Origin of the sequence: Bailinhaonella thermotolerans (assembly GCF_003594875.1) — a bacterium.
Lineage (GTDB): Bacteria > Actinomycetota > Actinomycetes > Streptosporangiales > Streptosporangiaceae > Bailinhaonella > Bailinhaonella thermotolerans.
Map to the genome: position 1 here is coordinate 20,463 of NZ_QZEY01000001.1, position 18,248 is coordinate 38,710.

The 18,248-nt window shown below is 75.7% G+C and carries 15 protein-coding genes; 9 read left to right on the top strand and 6 right to left on the bottom strand.

The genetic code is table 11. The features are described 5' to 3' along the window. Positions 1 to 258 precede the first annotated feature (258 nt). From D5H75_RS00090 to D5H75_RS00100, 3 genes are all read left to right on the top strand, one after another. Positions 259 to 996 carry an ABC transporter ATP-binding protein gene (locus tag D5H75_RS00090; protein WP_202637672.1) on the top strand — a complete coding sequence of 246 codons (738 nt, stop codon included), beginning with the start codon at positions 259 to 261 and terminating at the stop codon, positions 994 to 996. A gap of 5 nt (positions 997 to 1,001) precedes the next feature. After that, the gene (locus D5H75_RS00095) at positions 1,002 to 2,843 is read left to right on the top strand and encodes an ABC transporter permease (RefSeq protein ID WP_242453910.1); all 1,842 of its coding nucleotides are present in this window, start codon (positions 1,002 to 1,004) and stop codon (positions 2,841 to 2,843) included. Between the two features lie 219 nt (positions 2,844 to 3,062). Further along, entirely contained in the window at positions 3,063 to 3,860 is a 798-nt protein-coding gene (locus D5H75_RS00100; RefSeq protein WP_119924251.1) for an endonuclease/exonuclease/phosphatase family protein, read from the top strand. 61 nt (positions 3,861 to 3,921) lie between these two features. Here D5H75_RS00100 and ilvD read toward each other — a convergent pair whose 3' ends face one another. Beyond that, the gene (gene ilvD / locus D5H75_RS00105; RefSeq protein WP_119924252.1) at positions 3,922 to 5,769 is read right to left on the bottom strand and encodes a dihydroxy-acid dehydratase; all 1,848 of its coding nucleotides are present in this window, start codon (positions 5,767 to 5,769) and stop codon (positions 3,922 to 3,924) included. Positions 5,770 to 5,851: 82 nt separating this feature from the next. On the opposite strand from ilvD, the gene D5H75_RS00110 reads away from it, so the two are divergent. Continuing rightward, on the top strand, positions 5,852 to 6,664 hold the full coding sequence (locus D5H75_RS00110) for a helix-turn-helix transcriptional regulator (RefSeq protein WP_119924253.1): 813 nt from the start codon (positions 5,852 to 5,854) through the stop codon (positions 6,662 to 6,664). Positions 6,665 to 6,807: 143 nt separating this feature from the next. Here D5H75_RS00110 and D5H75_RS00115 read toward each other — a convergent pair whose 3' ends face one another. Continuing rightward, complete coding sequence (locus D5H75_RS00115; RefSeq protein ID WP_202637673.1) at positions 6,808 to 8,124, bottom strand: M14 family zinc carboxypeptidase; 1,317 nt, start codon at positions 8,122 to 8,124, stop codon at positions 6,808 to 6,810. A 26-nt stretch (positions 8,125 to 8,150) separates the two neighbouring features. On the opposite strand from D5H75_RS00115, the gene D5H75_RS00120 reads away from it, so the two are divergent. Then, on the top strand, positions 8,151 to 8,765 hold the full coding sequence (locus D5H75_RS00120) for a TetR/AcrR family transcriptional regulator (protein WP_242453911.1): 615 nt from the start codon (positions 8,151 to 8,153) through the stop codon (positions 8,763 to 8,765). Between the two features lie 226 nt (positions 8,766 to 8,991). Here the strand turns inward: D5H75_RS00120 and D5H75_RS00125 are convergent, their stop codons facing one another. Next, a complete protein-coding gene (locus tag D5H75_RS00125) occupies positions 8,992 to 10,515 on the bottom strand; it encodes an MFS transporter (protein ID WP_119924256.1) in 1,524 nt (507 codons plus the stop codon). Positions 10,516 to 10,620: 105 nt separating this feature from the next. Between D5H75_RS00125 and D5H75_RS00130 the strand changes: the two genes are divergently transcribed. Then, positions 10,621 to 11,214 (top strand): TetR/AcrR family transcriptional regulator, encoded by a 594-nt coding sequence (locus tag D5H75_RS00130; protein WP_119925126.1) that lies wholly within the window; start codon positions 10,621 to 10,623, stop codon positions 11,212 to 11,214. 113 nt (positions 11,215 to 11,327) lie between these two features. Here D5H75_RS00130 and D5H75_RS00135 read toward each other — a convergent pair whose 3' ends face one another. Then, positions 11,328 to 11,900, bottom strand: a complete 573-nt coding sequence (locus D5H75_RS00135; protein WP_202637674.1) for a hypothetical protein — start codon at positions 11,898 to 11,900, stop codon at positions 11,328 to 11,330. 241 nt (positions 11,901 to 12,141) lie between these two features. Continuing rightward, a complete protein-coding gene (locus D5H75_RS00140; protein WP_202637675.1) occupies positions 12,142 to 12,351 on the bottom strand; it encodes a hypothetical protein in 210 nt (69 codons plus the stop codon). A gap of 146 nt (positions 12,352 to 12,497) precedes the next feature. On the opposite strand from D5H75_RS00140, the gene D5H75_RS00145 reads away from it, so the two are divergent. The 3 genes from D5H75_RS00145 to D5H75_RS00155 all read left to right on the top strand — a co-directional run bounded on the left by D5H75_RS00145 (position 12,498) and on the right by D5H75_RS00155 (position 14,963). Continuing rightward, on the top strand, positions 12,498 to 12,779 hold the full coding sequence (locus D5H75_RS00145) for an alpha/beta fold hydrolase (RefSeq protein WP_202637676.1): 282 nt from the start codon (positions 12,498 to 12,500) through the stop codon (positions 12,777 to 12,779). A 185-nt stretch (positions 12,780 to 12,964) separates the two neighbouring features. After that, the gene (locus D5H75_RS00150) at positions 12,965 to 13,408 is read left to right on the top strand and encodes an Rrf2 family transcriptional regulator (protein ID WP_202637677.1); all 444 of its coding nucleotides are present in this window, start codon (positions 12,965 to 12,967) and stop codon (positions 13,406 to 13,408) included. Between the two features lie 91 nt (positions 13,409 to 13,499). Continuing rightward, positions 13,500 to 14,963, top strand: coding sequence for an MFS transporter (locus D5H75_RS00155; protein WP_119924258.1), 1,464 nt, complete (start codon positions 13,500 to 13,502; stop codon positions 14,961 to 14,963). Between the two features lie 7 nt (positions 14,964 to 14,970). Here the strand turns inward: D5H75_RS00155 and D5H75_RS00160 are convergent, their stop codons facing one another. Next, positions 14,971 to 18,123 (bottom strand): ATP-binding protein, encoded by a 3,153-nt coding sequence (locus tag D5H75_RS00160; protein WP_119925128.1) that lies wholly within the window; start codon positions 18,121 to 18,123, stop codon positions 14,971 to 14,973. Between the last annotated feature and the right edge of the window lie 125 nt (positions 18,124 to 18,248).

Consider the following 18,248-nt stretch of genomic DNA (forward strand, 5'->3'; position numbering starts at 1 on the left):
GTTCCTATCGGAACCGGGGTTGCGGCGGCGTTAACGGGCTCGTTCACGGCCGCGCAACCCCGGTGCGGCCACGCTGGCGGCCATGACCAGAACCCTGTGCGCGGCCGCCGTGATGGCCGGCCGCGTCCTGCCCGCGGCCGGCTCCGCGCTCGCGCCGCCGCCCTCGGCGCCCGCGCGGGGGCCGGGCCGTCCCGGCCCGGAATCCCCGGGAAGGAACCGGACCGATCGAAGGAACCGGACCGATCGAAGGAGCGGATCGTGAGTCTTGCCGCGCCCCCGCCCGTCCTGAGCGCCCGCGGGCAGCGGAAGGAGTACGGCACGGGGGAGGGACTGGTGCGCGCCGTCGACGGGGTCGACCTCGACGTCGGCGCGGGGGAGACGGTGGCGATCACGGGGCCGAGCGGCTGCGGGAAGTCCACGCTGCTGCACCTGCTCGGCGGGCTGGACCGGCCCTCGGGCGGCGAGGTCCGCCTGAACGGCCGCCGCATCGACGACCTGGGCGAGAAGGCCCTGGCGCGGGTGCGGCGGACCGAGGTCGCCTACGTCTTCCAGTCCTTCCACCTGCTGGAGGAGCTCACCGCCGTGGAGAACGTCGAGCTGCCGGCGCTGCTGGCCGGGCGCTCGCCCCGCTCCGCCCGGCGGCGCGCGCTGGACCTGCTGGACCGGCTCGGCCTGGCCGGCCGGGCGCGGCACCTGCCCTCGGCGTTGTCGGGCGGCCAGCGGCAGCGGGTCGCGGTCGCCCGGGCGCTGAGCAACGAGCCGCTGGCCGTCCTGGCCGACGAGCCGACCGGGAACCTGGACAGCGCCGCCACCGCGGACGTGCTGCGGCTGTTCGCGGAACTGCGCGACGCCGGGCAGACGCTGGTCATCGTGACGCACGACCCGCGGGTCGCGGCCGCGGCGGACCGGGCGTTCTCCATGCGCGACGGCGTGCTCGCGGGCGAGTCCGGCCCGGCCGGCCCCGCCTGCGGGCGGCTCGCCGGGGCGGAGGGCTGACCGCGATGGGCCGTGTCCTGCTCGTGATCCGCCTTGCCCTGCGTGACCTGCGGCGGCGCCGCGCCGAGACCGCGCTGCTGATGCTCACTATCGTGGCGGCCACCACCACGCTGACGCTCGGGCTCGTCCTGCGTGACGCGGCGGCCGAGCCGTACCAGAGCACCCGGGCGGCGACCCGGGGACCCGATGTGGTCGCCGTGTCCGGGCGGCCGGCCGGTCTGGAGCGTCTGGCCGGCGTCTCCGGCGTCACCGGGCACAGCGGGCCGTACCCCGTCCTGGCGGGCAGGGTCGAGGCGTCCGGCCGCGCGGCGGACGTGCAGATCCAAGGGCGCGACGCCACGATCGCGGCGGTCGACCAGCCCCGGGTCAGGCACGGCCGCTGGATCGGGGAGGGCGGCGTGGTGCTCGAGGCGGCCTTCGCCGCCTGGCTGAAGGTGGGGGCCGGGGACACGGTCAGCCTGAACGGCAGGCCGTTCACGGTCGCCGGGGTCGCGGTGACGGCCGCCTCGCCGCCCCATCCCAGGGCCTCGTGCGTCGTCGCGGCCGGCTGCGTCCACGGGGCCGTCCCCGCCGGGCGGGACCTGCCGGCGACGTTGCTGCGCGATCCCGGGCTGGCCTGGCTCACCCGGGCGGACGTGCGCGCCCTGGCCCCGGATCCGGGATCCCTGTCCTACGTGATGAACCTGAAGCTGGCCCATCCGGACCAGGCCCAGGCGTTCGCCGACCGCCACGGCGGCCCGGGAAGCCACGGCGGCCCGGGTGGCGCGGATGGGGCGGTGTCGTTGCAGACCTGGCAGGGCATCCTCGCCGACGCCACCGAGCTGGCCCGTGACTCCCAGATCCTGCTGATGACCGGCGCCTGGCTGCTCGGCCTGCTCGCGGTGGCCGGCCTGTCGGTGCTGGTCGGGGGCCGCCTGGCCGACCAGTCCCGGCGCATCGGGCTGCTGAAGGCGGTCGGGGCCACCCCGGGCCTGGTCGCCGCCGTGCTCCTGGCCGGGTACCTGCTGCCGGCCGTCGTGGCGTCCGCCGCCGGGCTGGTGATCGGGACGCTGACCGCGCCGCTGCTCACCGAGCCGAGCGCGGGCCTGGTGGGCGCCGCCGGGGCCGCGCCGCCCGGCTGGTCCACGGTCGCCCTGGTGACCGCGGCGGCCCTGGGCGTCGCGGCGGTGGCGGCCACCGTCCCGGCCGTGCGCGGCGCCCGCTCCAGCACCGTCAGCGCGCTGGCCGACGCACCGCGCCCGCCCCGCCGGACCGGCGGGCTGATCGCGTTCTCGGCGCGGCTGCCGGTTCCGCTGCTGCTCGCCCTGCGGCTGGCCGCCCGCCGGCCGGGACGGGCCGTGCTGGGCGTGGCGGGCGTCGCGGTCACGGTCAGCGGGCTCTACGTCCTGCTGGTGCTCCACGCGTTCCTCGACGGACGGCCGGGCGCCGAGGCGTACACCGCGGCCCAGGCGGGGGTGCTGCGGCACGTGCTCCTGGTCTGGACGGTCATCCTGCTCTGCCTGGCGGCGGTCAACGCCCTCGTCCTCACCTGGGCGATGGTGCTCGACAACCGGCACGCGTCGGCGCTGGCGCGCGCCCTGGGCGCCACCCCGCGGGAGATGACCCTGGCCCTGGCCGCCGCGCAGGTGCTGCCGGCGCTCGCCGGCGCCGTGCTGGGCGTCTTCCCGGGAGGCTGGGCGCTGTTCACCGCCATCACCGTGGTCACCGGCGGCGACGGCGGCAGCGCCCCCCTTCCCGGGCCCGGCCGCCTGCTCGTCCTGGTGGGGGCCACCGTGCTGGCGGTCGCGGCCCTCACCACGGTCCCCGCCGGCCTCGGCGCCCGCCGCCCCCTCACCACCACACTGTGACCCCCGCCCCGCATCCGGTATCCGCTCTGCTCGGAAATCGGGGAGCTCGGAAATCGGGGAATCTGACCTCGGCGCTGACACGGGCGGGTTGTGCTCCGCGGTACGCCGGCAGCGGCGGGGCCGGTGTGCCGCAGCTCCCCGGTCCCCGGGCCCGGAGGCGCCGCGGGCCCGGGGAGCCGCCCGCCGCCGGGGACCGGGCATGATCTAGGGTTCTTGCCCGTGCGAATCATCTCCCTGAACACCTGGGGCGGCGCGATGTTCGACGAACTCGCGTCCTGGCTCGACAGCGCCCCCGCCGACGTCCTGTGCCTGCAGGAGGTGACGCGCACCCCGGGGGGCGGGGGCTGGACCCGCTTCGACGACGCCGAGCGGTCACTGCCGCAGCGCGCCGACCTGCTCGCCGACGTCAGCGCGCGGCTGCCGGGCCACCTGGGGCTGTTCACGGTGAACGACTCGGGCCCGGTGCTGGACCGCGAACGCGGGATCCGGCGCCAGGACTTCGGGCTGGCCACCTTCGTCGCCGAGCGGTACCCCGTCGTCGGCACGCGGTCGGCGTTCGTCCACGGCGGCTACGTCGAGCACCACGGCGAATGGCCCGCCGACGGCCGCCCCCGCGCCGCGCTGGCCGTACGCGTCTTCGACCGCCAGGCGCGGCGGTTCGTCACCGTCGTCAACCTGCACGGCCTGCGCGACGCGCGCGGCAAGGGCGACACCCCCGAGCGCCGCGCCCAGGCCGAACGGCTCGCCGGCCTGGTCGAGAGCGTACGCGAGAACGGCGACCTCACGATCGTGTGCGGCGACTTCAACGTGCTCCCCGACAGTGAGACGTTCCAGATCCTGGGCAAGCTCGGCCTGACCGACCTCGTCCAGGACGCCGACACCCGGACCTCCCGCTACACCAAGCCGGTACGGCACGCCGGCTACCTGCTGGTCTCCGACCCCGCCGCGGTCCGGAACTTCGAGATCGCCGCCACCCCCGAGGTCTCCGACCACCGCGCCCTCATCCTCGACATCTGAGACCCGGCCGAGCCCGCCGCATCTGAGGTCCGGCCGGGCCCGCCGCCTGGCCTCCGGCCCGTCACGGACCGGCGATCTCACGGACGGCGCCCTCGGCGGCCGAGCGGGCCAGGGCCGCGTACGCGCGCAGCGCGGTGGACACCGGGCGGTCGCGACGCCGGGGCCGGTAGCCGGTGCCCCCCTCCAGGGCGCGGCGCCGCGCGGCGAGCTCGGCCGCGGAGACGTCCAGGTGAACGAGCCGGGCGGGCAGGTCGATGGTGATGGTGTCGCCGTCCTGGACGAGGGCCAGGGTGCCCCCGGCCGCCGCCTCGGGTGAGACATGACCGACCGACAGCCCGGAGCTGGCGCCGGAGAAGCGGCCGTCGGTGACCACCGCGCACGAGGAGGCCAGGCCCCGGCCCTTGAGATAGGCGGTCGGGTACAGCATCTCCTGCATGCCGGGCCCGCCGCGCGGCCCCTCGTACCGGATGACGAGCACCTCGCCGGGCGACAGCCGCCCGGACAGGACCGCCTCGACCGCCTCCTCCTGCGACTCGGTGACCACCGCGCGGCCGGTGAAGACGCGCAGGCCCTCGGGAACCCCGGCGGACTTGATCACGGCGCCGTCCGGGGCGAGGTTGCCGCGCAGCACCGCCAGTCCCGCGTCGGCCGAGTACGCGTGCGCGACGTCGCGGACGCAGCCCGCCGCGGCGTCCAGGTCGAGCGAGTCCCAGCGGGCCGACTGGGAGAACGCCGCGGGGGAGCGGCGGCCCCCGGGCGCGGCGTGGAACAGCTCGACCGCCTCCCTGGAGGGGGCGGCGCCGCGGACGTCCCAGGCGGCCAGCCACGCGCCGAGCGAGTCGGCGTGCACCGCGCGCACGCCCTCATGGAGCAGCCCGGCGCGGTGCAGCTCGCCCAGGATGGCGGGGATGCCGCCGGCGCGGTGCACGTCCTCCATCAGGTGGTGGCCGTTGGGGGCGACCTGGCACAGGAACGGCACCGCGCGCGAGCGCGCCTCGATGTTGGCCAGCGTGTAGTCCAGACCGGCCTCGCGGGCGGCGGCCAGCAGATGCAGCACCGTGTTGGTGGAGCCGCCCATCGCCAGGTCCAGGGCCATGGCGTTGTCGAAGGCGGCGCGGGAGGCGATCGCGCGGGGCAGCACGCCGGCGTCGTCCTCGCCGTAGTGGCGCGCGGCCAGTTCCACCACGGTACGGCCGGCCTGCTCGTACAGGGCGCGGCGGGCGGTGTGGGTGGCCAGCGTGGTGCCGTTGCCGGGCAGGGCCAGGCCGAGCGCCTCCAGCAGGCAGTTCATGGAGTTGGCGGTGAACATGCCCGAGCAGGATCCGCAGGTCGGGCAGGCGGCCTCCTCGATGCGGGCCAGGTCGTCGTCGGCCACGGCGGGGTTGGCGGCCTCCGACATGGCGGTGACCAGGGTGAGCCCGGTGCGGACGGTGCCGTCGGCCATGACCGCCCGGCCGCCCTCCATGGGGCCGCCGGAGACGAACACGGCCGGGATGTTCAGCCGCAGCGCGGCCATCAGCATCCCGGGGGTGATCTTGTCGCAGTTGGAGACGCACACCAGGGCGTCGGCGCAGTGCGCCTGCACCATGTATTCGATGGAGTCGGCGATCAGCTCGCGCGACGGCAGCGAGTACAACATCCCGCCGTGCCCCATGGCGATGCCGTCGTCCACGGCGATCGTGTTGAACTCGCGCGCGATCCCGCCCGCGGCGTTGACCGCCTGGCAGACGATGCGGCCCACCGGCTGCAGATGCGTGTGCCCCGGCACGAACTCGGTGAAGCTGTTGGCCACCGCGACGACCGGCTTGACGCCGATGTCGGCCGCCGGGACACCGGAGGCGCGCATCAGGGCGCGGGCGCCGGCCATGTTCCGCCCGTGGGTGACCGTACGTGATCTCAGCTGTGGCATGCGGCCATGGTGGTGGCGGGCGCGCGGGCGGCGAAGACGCCCGTAGTGCTAGTAGTCGCACCACCAGCACTATCCTGGCCCGGTGAGCACGGCGGCCGAGCGGCGCAGGGAACTGGGCGGCTTCCTGCGCGCCCGGCGCGCGCACCTGGACCCGACCGCGGTCGGGCTGCCCCCGGCGGGGCCGCGCCGCCGGGGCGGCCTGCGCCGCGAGGAGGTGGCCACCCTCTCGGGGGTCAGCGCCACCTGGTACACCTGGCTGGAGCAGGGCCGCGACATCCAGCCCTCCCGCCAGGTCCTGGACGCCCTGGCCCGCACGCTGCGCCTGAGTCCCGCCGAGCGCTCCTACGTGCTGTCCCTGGCCGGGTACGCTCCGCTGCCCGCGGAGGCCGAACCCGCCGGGCGCGCCGTGCCCGGCCATCTGCGGCGGCTGCTGGACGCGCTGGACGGCTGCCCCGCCTACGCCATCGCCCCCGACTGGACGATCACCGGCTGGAACACCGCCTACGCCGCCCTCTACCCGAACGTGGCCACGGTGGACCCGGGCGAGCGCAACCTGTTGTGGCTGGTGTTCACCGATCCGTACGTGCGCGACCTGCTGCCCGACTGGGAGACCACCAGCCGCCGCTTCCTGGCCGAGTTCCGCGCCGAGGCCGGGCCGCGCCTCGGCGACCTGGCCCGGTCTCCGATCATCCAGCGTCTCCTCGCCACCAGCGAGGTGTTCCACGCCGCCTGGCGGGACCATCACATCGAGGGGTTCACCTCCCGGGAGCGGCGCTTCCACCATCCCACGGCGGGTGTCCTCCGCTATGAGCAGCACCGCCTGGCCCTCGCCGACCAGCCCGACCTGCATGTGGTGATTTACACCCCGGCCGCCGGCCCGCCGCGGCCGGAGTGAGCCGGGGCCGCCGTCGCCCCGGCCCCGGCCCCCCGTCGCCCCGGCCCCGGCCCCCGGCCACCGCGCGCAGCGGCGCCCTGCCCGGCCGGGGCGCGCGGAGACCGGGGGATTCGTCCTGGTGGCCCCCGCCCCCGGAGGCCTTCTCAGCCCGCCCGCCCGGCCAGGTGGAGGGCGGCGGTCAGCATGGCGCCGAGCTGGACGGCGGCCGGGCGGCGCGGCTCGACCGGGGGGCCGGGGGAGTCCGCCTCGGCCTGGGCGTACCACTGCTCGAAGCGCTCGGCCAGCAGGTGCCGCTGGGCGCGGATGGCCGGGGTCGGGTTGCCCGCGGCGATCTCGGCGGCGAGCATGCGCAGGAGCGTGCCGAGCAGGCGCAGCCGCATCGAGTGCAGCATCTGGCGGGCGCCGAACTCCTCGGCGACGGTGGCCGGCCGGTCCGGGCCGGGCGCGGCCTGTTCCAGCTCGCCGAGCCGCAGGACGTTCTCCAGCGTCTTCTCCGCCGAGCGGCGGAACGGCGAGCGCACCCGCAGGTCGCCGGCGACGGCGCCCATGGCCTCCTGGATCACCTCGACGAGTTCGCGCCACCCCGCGGCGCCCTCGGCCAGGACCCGCGCGTAGGGGCGGCCGGCCGGGCTCTGGTCGGCCACGCGCCCGTCGGCCCACATCGGCACCTCGGTGACCAGGTGGAGCGCGCCGAACGCGGCCGCGTGGTCGGCGCTGCTGCCGCCCGTGCCGAACAGCGGGCCCACCCGCGACCCGGGCGGGGTCAGGTACACCGCGGGGACGATCGGTTCGGCGCCGGGCAGCTCCGGCTCGCCGTGGTGCGGCGGGAGTCCTTCCAGGCCGGGCAGGGCGGCCAGCCGCCGCGCCAGCGTCTCGTCCCGGCGGTTGAGGTAGAAGAACGCGCCCTGGTACTCGCCGTTGTGCAGTGAGCAGACCAGCGCCGGGCGCACCTGGTCCATCAGGCGCATCAGCGCCCGCGTCTCCGGCAGCGGGCGGTCGAAGCGGTAGTCCCCCGCGGTCAGCGGGAACGTCCATTCGACCTGGTCGGCCAGGTCGGGGCGGTAGAAGTGCTCGGCGTAGGCGCGGCGGTCGCCCGGCCTGCCGTACCAGCCCTCGTTGAGCCGGGCCCCGTCCGGATCCGCGCACGCCACGACGTGCCAGCGCAGGCCCGCCCGCGCGCGGAGCCCGGCGTCCCGGCACAGCAGGCTGATCAGCGCGAGGGCGGTCACGGCCCCGACCGGCTCGTTGGGGTGGGGCCCGGCGATGACCACGGCGTCGGCCGGTCCCTCGCCGACGGTGACGGCGTGCAGCGGCTCGCCCAGCCGCGAGGTCCCGATGCGGCGCGGCCGTACCAGGCCAGGGTGGGCGTCGGCCAGCTCCCGCAGCCCGGCCTGGAGCGCGTCGACGGGGGGATAGGCGGCCCGGGCGGGGACGCGGCTCATGTACTCGGCGACATTCATAATGAGATTACGGTAATAATCAGATTATGAGAATGACAAGGGCCGAGGCCAAGGAGCGCAACCGGCGGGCCCTGCTGGCCGCCGCGCGCCTGATCGTCGCCCGCGACGGTCACCGGGCCAGGCTCGAGGAGATCGCCGAGCGGGCCGGGCTGACCACCGGCGCCGTCTACTCCCTGTTCGGCAGCAAGAACGGCCTGCTCCTCGCCCTGGTCGGCGACCACCTCGGCCCGCACTACGAGGGCGTCGAGCGGGCGGTGCCGGCCGGCGCGGGCCTGACCGAGGCGGTGGAGACGTTCGCCCGCCACTACCGCCGCCTGTGCGACGACCCCGGCGCGCTGCGCGAGCTGTCCTTCGAGATCAGCCTGCAGGACCTGGCCCTGCGCGACCCCGGCCTGCAGCCGCGGCTGGCCGCCTCGGTCCGCGCCCACGAGGAACGCCTGGCCGCGCTGCTGGCCGCCCGGGGCCACGACGGGACCGCCCTCACGCCGCGCCAGGCCGCGCGCCTGGCCACCGCGCTGCGGGCCCTGCTGATCGGCCTCAGCCAGGCCGTCCTCCTCGGCCACGCCGGCGCCGCCCCCGAGGAGTACTTCGCCGCCACCGCCCGCGCCCTCATCACCCCCGGCGTCCTCGGCCCGCCCTGACCCCCGCCCGGGCGGCGAGGGGCGCTGCGGCGCCTCCGGCCCGGCGGGCGGCGCCGCGGGGGAGCGGGCCCCGCCCGGAGAGCGGGCGCGCCCCGGGCGGGACGGCCGCTCCCCCGGGGGCGGGGTCAGGCGGGCGGAGCGGAGAAGGCCCGCCGGGCCCGGCTCCTTCCGCCCCTTCCGCCCCTTCCGCGCCTGCCCGCCGGCGCGGAAGGGGCCGCGTCCCGCGTCATCGGGTGAGCTCCTCGGCGGCGGATCCGGCTGCGGGGGCTGCCGGGGCTGTGGGGGCTGTGGGGGCGGGTCCGGCTGCGGGGGCCGGCCGGTTCTTCATGATCAGGGCCAGGAGGATGGCGCCGGCGGTGAACACGGCCGCGACGGTGAAGGCCGCGGTCACCCCGTCGGTGAGGACCTGGCGGTCCGGCCCGCCCGAGGCGCGGGTGGCCGCGCCGAAGACCGTGACGAGGATGGCCAGCCCCAGCGCGCCGCCGATCTGCTGCACGGCGTTGAGCAGGCCCGAGGCGGCGCCGGCGTCTCCGGCCCGGATCCCGGAGGACACGGCGGTGGTGGCGCCCACGAGCACGGCGCCCATGCCGAGGCCGGCGATCATCATGGGGCCGAGCAGCGCCGTGACGTAGTCGGCCTGGGGCGTCAGCCGCGTCATCCACAGGAGGGCCAGGCTGATCGCCGCGGCGCCGGCGGCGATCAGCGTCCTGGCCCCCCAGCGGGGCAGCAGCCGGGCCGCCACGCCGGAGGAGACCAGGATCACCAGGGCCAGCGGCACGAAGGCGAACCCCGCCTGCAGCGGGCTGTAGTCGCGGGCCCGCTGCAGGAACTGGGTGAGGAAGAAGAACATGCCGTTGCCCGCGGCCAGCACGAACAGCAGCACGACGTAGCCGCCGGCGCGGCCGCGGTCGGCGAACAGCCGCAGCGGGACGATCGGCTGCCGGGCCCGCGACTCCACGGCCACGAACAGGGCCAGCAGGACGACGGCCAGGCCGAGCGCGCCGAGCGTGATCATGTCGCCGAAGCCCTGCTCGGCGGCGCGGATGAAGCCGTAGACGAGGGCGGTCATGCCGAGCGTGGAGGTCAGCGAGCCGGCCAGGTCGAAGCGGCCCGGCTGGCGGTCGGTCTCGGTGATGAACAGCGGGGCCAGGACCAGCAGGACGACGCCGATCGGCACGTTGATGAACAGCACCCACCGCCAGGAGATCCAGTCGGTGAGCACGCCGCCGGCGATGAGGCCGATCGCGGCGCCGGAGCCGGAGACCGCCGCGTAGGCCCCCAGCGCCCGCGCCCTGCGCGCGGGGTCGGGAAAGCCCACGGTGATGAGGGCGAGCACGGTCGGCGCGGCGACGGCGGCGCCGATCCCCTGGCCGGCGCGGGCCGCCAGCAGCATGCCGGGGGACGTGGCCAGGCCCCCCGCCAGCGAGGCGGCGGTGAAGACGACGACCCCGGCGATGAGCGCCCGCCGCTGGCCGGCGATGTCGCCCACGCGGCCGCCGAGCAGCAGCAGGCCGCCGAAGGCCAGCATGTAGGCGTTGAGCACCCAGGACAGGCCGGCCGCGGAGAAGCCGAGGTCGCGCTGGATGTCGGGCAGGGCGATGTTCACCACGTTGGTGTCCAGGATGAACATCGTCTGGCAGATCAGCACGATGGCGAGCACCAGGCCGGGACGGCGCTGCCGCCGGGCGGCCGCTCCGGGCCCGGCGGGCCCGGATCCGGCTCCGGCCGTGTGCGTGCTCTGTTCGGTCATGGCACTCCTCAGAACGGTACCCAAAAGCGAGGAAGGTCCTCGGTTTCCGGTGGGCTAAGATATGAGGAGGTTCCTCGTTTTGGCAAACGTGTGTGGGGGGTTTCCGTGGCGGATCGATCGGCGCAGGCCCGGCCCGCGGGGCGCAAGGACGCGCGACGCAACTACGAGCGGCTCCTGGCCACCGCCCGTACGGCTTTCGCCGAGCACGGGGTCGGCGCCTCCTTGAACGACATCGCGCGCACCGCCGGCGTCGGCAACGTGACCCTCTACCGGCACTTCCCGACCCGCCAGGCACTGCTGGAGGCGTTGCTGGGCGAAAGCCTGCGCGGCCTCAAGGCCCGCTCGGACGAGCTGCTCGCCTCCCCGTCCCCGCGGCAGGCCCTGGCCGCCTGGCTGACGGCCGCGGTCGAGCACGCCATGGCCTACCGCGGCCTGGTCGACGCCCTCCTCGACAGCCTCGCCGACCCCGCGTCCGAACTCCACGCCACCTGCCAGGCCGTCAAGGACGCCGGGGCCCAGCTCCTGGCCCGAGCCCAGCGGGCGGGGACGATCCGGTCCGATGTCGACGCGTCCGCCCTCTTCTCCCTGATCGCCTCGGTCGCCTGGGCGGCGGAGCGCACCCCCGCGCATCGTGATCGGCTCCTGGCCGTCATGCTCGACGGCCTCCACCCCCGCGGGGACGAGCCGGCCGAGGCGTGAACGGCCCGGCGAGCGCACGCCGCCCCGCCGGCGCCCTTCCAGGCGGTGAAGGAGGTCTTCGAAAGCTCTCCCTCATGCCTGCCGCTTCCCGGCGAAGGGTTCCGCGGGTCCTCCTACGGGAACTGCTTCTCCTCGCGGCCGATGTCGTCGATCGGGCCGAGGATCGTCCAGCCGGGCCCGAGGGGGCGGGCGGAGCGGAAGCCGTGGGCGTCCGCGTACTCCTCGGCCTCCTCCGCGGTGTCCTCGGGGGCGTGCATGATCGTGTAGCGCGGGGGGTCCTCGTGGTGGAAGCGGTAGAACGTGCGGCCCTCGTCCTTGGGCTGGTAGAGGATCACGCTGACGCCCCCGAGGGCGTCGTACACCTTCTGGTCACGCGGGGGCGTCGTCGTGCACGTGTCGGAGGGGCGGCCGGGCTCGCGCACGCAGGTCCGGTACCGGCTCCAGCCGATGCGCTCGGCGCGGGGGTGTTCCGCGATCAGTTTCCGCATCCGGGCGTCGGCCCGGGCGAAGGCGTCCTCGCGGCGGCCGTACTCCTGCTGCAGCCGGTCGAAGCGCCGCTCGTCGAGGCCGCTGCCGAAGTGGGCCTCCAGGCCCGCGAGGACGGCGACCCGCCAGGCCAGGTACCCGGCCGTCACGACGAGCAGCGCGACGGCCAGGACCCGGCCCGGCGAGCGCCTGCGGGGCATCGGGCCGGCGAGGCCGGAACGTGCCGCCGATGGGGATCTCGATGTCCGCCTGCGCGATCGGCGGGGGGTGCCTCCAGTCGGACCGGTCATAGCGCCGGAGCGTAAACCAGCCGACGAAGCCCTACTCCGTGACGCCGTACTCCGTGACGCCGTACTCGAAGGCCAGGGCGGTGAGCCGCGGCGTTCGGCGAGGATGCGCAGGGATGCGCGGGATGCGCCGCCGCCGGTGGCCGCCCGGGGCCTATGAGGGGGCGGGCGCGCCGGGGCCCGTATCGTGGCGCTCGGGCAGCCAGTCGCGGGCGGGATCGTGTTCCAGCCACCGGATGCGCTCGGCCCCGGCCACGAAGGCGCCGGTCAAGGCGTCCAGCAGGGGATGGCCGCCGGTGCCGCGCCACAGCAGCGACCAGGCGTACAGCGGGGTGGGGCCGACCAGCGGGACCGAGCGGATCACCGGATGCGGCGGCAGGGGCAGATCCGCGGGCAGCAGGCTGAAGCGGCTACTACGCCGCCGAGAGCGCCGCCCGGGAGAGCCGGGTCGCGGCCGCCGTCACCGTCAGCGGCCCCTTCCGGCTGCGCTGGGACGACCTGCCGCCTCCCGTGCGCGATCTCCTCATCCAGCGGGCCGGCGGCCAGGAGGCGGCCTGCCGCTTCGCCGGGCGGGTGGACCTGTCCGCCCTCGCCCCGCGGATCACCTGCCCGCTGCTGGTCGTCGACGGCGGCCAGGACGTCATCCCGGGCGTGACCAACGGCGAGCCGCTCGCCCGCCTGGCGCCGCGCGGGCGCTACCTGTCCCTGCCCCACGGCGACCACCTGCTCGGCAACGCCCGCCCCGACTGGCTGGCCACCGCCGCCGACTGGATCCGCGGAGCGCTCGCATGACCGGCTCCACCGGCCGGGCCCCTGATCACCCCCGGCGCGGCCAGGCGTGCCCGGGCCCCGCCGGCCGCCCGCCGGCGCCGCGGTCCCGATCGCGAGGTCCCGCGGCGGAGGCGGGATTGACGGAAGCGCCTTACTGGAACTAGGTTGGTTGCAGTATCGGGGATGGCGTCCGGAGGGGGAGAGCGGTGAGCCTCAGCAGCAGGAGCGCGGTCGCGATCCACGCGCTCACGATGCTGGGCCGCTGGGATCGCTCGCTGACCTCGGCCGAGATCGCCGAGAGCCTGGCGAGCAACCCCGTGCTCGTGCGGCGCATCCTCGGCGGCCTGCGGGACGCGGGCCTGGTGTGGGCGGCCGAAGGCCGCGGGGGCGGCTGGTCGCTCGCCCGCCCCGCCCGCCAGATCACGCTCTACGACGCGCACGCCGCCGTGGAGGACGGGCCGATCCTGTCCCGGCACCCCCATCCGCCCAGCGACGCCTGCGAGGTCGGCCGCCACATGCGCGACCTGCTCGAGGCGGAGTTCCGCGGGGCGGAAGAGGCCATGCGCGAACGGCTGGCCCGGACCACCATCGCCGACCTGGTCCAGCAGGTGCTGGACAAAGAGCGCGACCCGGCGGCGCGGCGCCGCTAGCCGGGCGACGGCGGAGAGGGACTCTCCGCCGTTTCTCTTACCCCTATCTGTAACCAATTCGGTGGCAGTATTGCCGCGTGGAGGACCCCGCATGACACCCCCGCCCACCCGAACAGGGCACACCCGTTCGGCCACAGCCCTGCTGGCCGTACTGACACCGGCCATGCTCGCCACGGTCATCGCCAGCGACATGGCCAACCTGATGCTCCCCGCCATCGGGGAACGATTCGGCGCCTCCGAGGCCGAACTCGCCTGGGTCGTCACCGGATTCCTGCTCATGTTCTCGGTCGGCATCCCGTTCTACGGCCGCGTCTCCGACCGCCTCAGCCTGCGCCACCTGTTCGGCTTCGCCTTGGCCGCCTACGCCGCCGGAAGCCTGATCTGCGCGCTCGCGCCCGCACTCCCGCCCCTCGTGCTCGGGCGCATCGTGATGGGAGTGGGCGCCGCCGGACTGCCCGTACTGTCGATCATCGCCGTCACCCGGCTGATGCCCGACCACCAGCGGGGCATGGGCATCGGCGTCGTCTCCGCTGCCACCGGCATCGGCACCGCCGCCGGACCTGCCATCGGCGGCGGCATCGGCCAGGCCCTCGGCTGGCCCGCCCTGTTCTGGATGATGCTCATCGTCGCACTGGCCCTGCTCCCCGCGGCATGGCGCGTGCTCCCCGGCGACCGCCCGGCCGGCACCGGCCGCCTCGACCTCCCCGGCGGCATCCTGCTCGGGCTCGGCGCCGGCCTCACCCTGTACGGCATCACCCAGGCCCAGGTCACCGGCCTCACAGCCCCCTCCTCCTGGGCCGCCCTCCTGGCGGCCGCCGCGGCGTTCGCCCTGTTCGCGCGGCGCACGCTCCGCCTCACCGACCCGTTCGTCCCGCCCACCCTGTTCACCACCCCGGCCTACCGCGCCGCCGTCGCCGTCGCGTTCCTGGCCATGGCCGTCAACCTGGGCGCGATGGTGCTCGTCCCGCTCCTCGTGGTCGACGTCAACGGCCTCCAGCCCGGCGCCGGCGCCCTGGTGATGATCCCCGCCGGAGTCGCCGTCACCGTGCTCTCACCGCTGATCGGCCGCCTCGCCGACCGCGTCCCCACCCGGCTGCTCGTCCTGTCCGGCCTGGCCGCGGTGGGCCTGTCCTCCCTGGTCCTGTCCACCTTCGCCGGCGGAGACTCGGTCATCCCCGCCGGACTGGGCATCCTCGGGCTCAGCGTCGGCGTCTTCTTCGTGCTGACCCCCATCATCAGCGCCGCCGCCGGCGCCCTCCCGCCCCACCAGGCCGGCGCCGGACTCGGAATCCTGCAAGGAGCCCAGTTCCTCGGCGCCGGCACCGGCCCCGCCCTCCTCGGTGCCCTGGTCACCGCGCGGCAGCACACCGGCGCCGGAGCCCTCAACCCCCTCCACGCCCCGCACGACGGCGCCGCCTACTCCGACGCCTTCCTGGCCATGGCCGCGATCGCCGCCCTCGCGCTGATCGCCGCGCTCCGGCTGCGCACCGCCCCCACCCCGGCCCCATCCGGCCCGGTCCCATCCGGCCCGTCGATCCCGCCGCCACCCCGGTGAGAACGACTCATCCGCACAACTCGGCCAGCACAGCGGCGGCCTCCTGCGGCGCCAGGGCGGCCCCCCGCCGATAGGCGGCCTCATAGCCGGCCCGGCCCAGCGATCCGGCCAGCTCCCCGGCGAAGGCACACAGCTCGGCGTCCCCATGATCGAACGCGCCCCGGATGGCCTCACTCAGGCCCAGCGCCGTCGCCGCACCCGCGAGGTCCCCCTCCAGCACCAGCAACCGGGCCAGAAGCTGCGCCACCAGCGGAACCTCCATGACCGCCTGAGCCGCCTCCACCGCACGCGGCAGCAACTCCCGGGCGCGCACGGCCTCACCCGCCGCGAGCAGCGTGGCCACCCGGGCGGGGACCAGCCTGGACCCGCTGGTCTCCGCCCACACCCTCCGCCTGCGCAAGAGCGCCTCCCACCGGTCGAGCTCCCGCCCGGCACGCTCCACCTCCCCCGAACGGCGATACCACTCCGCCCGGACCCCCAGCACCTCCACCTCCAGCATCACGTGACCACGCTGCCAGGCCGCCCGCTCAGCCGTCTCGATCTCCCGCCAGGCCCCCGCCAGATCCCCGCCACGCATCCGCTCGGCCGCCAACCCCAGCCGCGTGGAAACCTCATCCTGCGAACCGAGATCGGTGGCCATCGCCAGACTCCGCTCATAAGCCGCCACCGCCTGAGCGTGCTCCCCGGCGACGGCGTGAACCTGCGCCAGGCCGTACAGCGCCTTGGCCGCCCACCACCGATCACCCAGCTCCTCGAACAGGCGCAACGCCGTCGTCATCGCGGCCCCGGACCCCTCCCGGTCACCCCGCTCCCGGCACACCATCGCCTCGATCATGAAGGTGCAGGCGATCGCCCACCGATCCGAGCCGCCCCGCACCCGGGCGATCTCCCGCGCGAGCAGATCGTCCAGCCCCACCAACGCCGCCATCACCACCACGCTCACCAGCAGCATCGGATAACGGCGCAGCGCACCCGCCCGCGCGCACTCCTCGACCACCGCCCGCAACCGCCCCGGATCACCCAGCGGCCCGCCCTCGGCCCCCAGCAGACCAAGAGCGCCGAACGCCGCCCGCGCCGCCTCCGGCAGCGCGTCGCCGAACCCGGCGACCCTGGCGATGTAGTCCTCGGCACGAGCGTCGTACCGCAGCATCACCCAGTACCAGTACAACGGCCCCAGAATCCGCGCGGCCGCCCCGGCGTCACCCCCCTCGACCGCGGCGTCCAACGCGAACACCAGATTGTCGTACTCGGCCTGGAACACCCGCAACGACCGCGCCTGCTCACCCGAGCGCAGCAACGGCTCATGCTCCTCGGCCAGCCCGGCGAAGTACCCGACAAGACCCCGCAGCACCGCCCCGTCCTCACCGGCCCGCCGCAGCTCACCCGCCGCATACGCCCGGATGGACTCCAGCATCCGGTACGCGTCACCGGCCCGCTCCACGATGGACTTGTCCACCAGCGAACCCAGCAGACAGGCGACATCATCCGCGGACAGCCCGCCCTCCGCGTCCGCGCAGACCGCCTCGATCGCCGCGCTCCCCGTCCACCCCGGGAACACCGACATCCGGGCGGCCAGCGCGCGCTCGTGCGCCGTGAGCAGATCCCAGCTCCACCCGATCACCGCGTGCAACGTCCGCTGGCGCGGCTGCGCGGCCCGGTTGCCCCCGCTGAGCAGCCGGAAACGATCATCCAGCCGCCGGGCGACCTGCCCCGCGCTCATCGACCGCAACCGCGCCGCCGCCAGCTCCAGCGCCAGCGGCAGCCCGTCCAACCGGCGCACGATGTCCACCACCGGCCCCACCGTCGCCCCATCCAGGGCGAACCCCGGCTGTACGGCCGCCGCCCGGTCCAGGAACAGCCGCACCGCCTCCGACGCCCCGGCCCGCCCGGCGTCCGCGTGCGCCGGGGGGAGACCGAGCGGCCCCAGACGGCACAACGCCTCACCCATGACCCCCAGCGGCTCCCGGCTCGTCGCCAGGATGATCAGATCCGGATGACGCTCCAGCAGATCCCCGGCGAACTCCGCCACCGCCCCGCAGATCTGCTCGCAGTTGTCCAGCACCAGCACGCCCTCATCCCCGGCGAGCAGGTCGGCCACCCGCTCCAGCGGCGTCCCCGGCGGCTGCCCCGCCGCCACGTCCAGCACGCCCAGCACCGCCCCCACCAGGGCCTCCGCCGAGGTCACCGAGGCCAGAGGGACGAGCCAGACCCGCCCCCGCCGATGCGCCCGATGCAGGCCCGCCGCCCGCACCGCCAGCCGCGTCTTGCCCACCCCGCCCGGCCCCACCACCGTGACCAGCCGCCGCGACTCCAGCAATCCGGCCAGCAGCCGCAGCTCATCCTCCCTGCCGACGAAACTGGTCAACGCGGCCGGCAGCCGCCCCCGCACCGCCTCCGCCCGCACCCGCTCCACCCCGGGCCCGTCCAGCTCACCCCGCAGCACCGCCAGATGCGTCCGCCGCAACCCCTCCGACGGGTCCACCCCCAGCTCCTCGGCCAGCCTCGCGCGCACCCCCTCGAACACGGCCAGCGCCTCCGACCGCCGCCCCGCCGCGCACAACGCCCGCATCCGCAGCCCCGCCAGCCGCTCCCGCAGCGGATGGGCCGCGGCCGCCGCCTCCACATCGGCCAGGATCTCCCCGTGCCGGCCGAGCCGCAGCTCCGCCTCGAAACGGTCCTCCACCGCCCCGGCGCGCAACTCCTCCAGCCGCGCCCCCGCCGTACCGGCGAACGGAAGGTCACGCACATCGGCCAGCGCGTCCCCCCGCCACAGCCCCAGCGCCTCCTCCAGCAACCGGGCCGCCCGCCCCACCTCACCCGCGCCCAGCTCCCGGGCGCCCCGCCGGGCCAGCTCCTCGAAGCGGACCGCGTCCACCTGCTCGCCACGCACGCCCAGGCGGTACCCCCCGGCCGCACTCTCCACCACCCCGGCACCACCCAGGGCCCTGCGCAGCCGATGCACCAGCGCGTGCAAGGCGTTGACGGTGCCCCCCGCCGCACCCCCGCCCCACAGGGCCTCCAGCAGCGCGCCGACCGGCACCACCGCGCCCCCCGCCAGCGCCAGCCGGGCCAGCAGCGCCCGCACCCGCGCGCCACCCAGGTCGATCGGCGCGCCATCGTCGGCGAACGCCAGCACCGGCCCCAGCACCTCGATCCGCACGCGCCCCAGGCTACCGATCAAGCACACCCCCACCGGCCCCGCCACAAGCGTGTAAGCACGCCCACGACACCTGGAAGCGAGATGTAAGACGCCTGTCAGAACCGCCCGGCACCGTGGACGACATC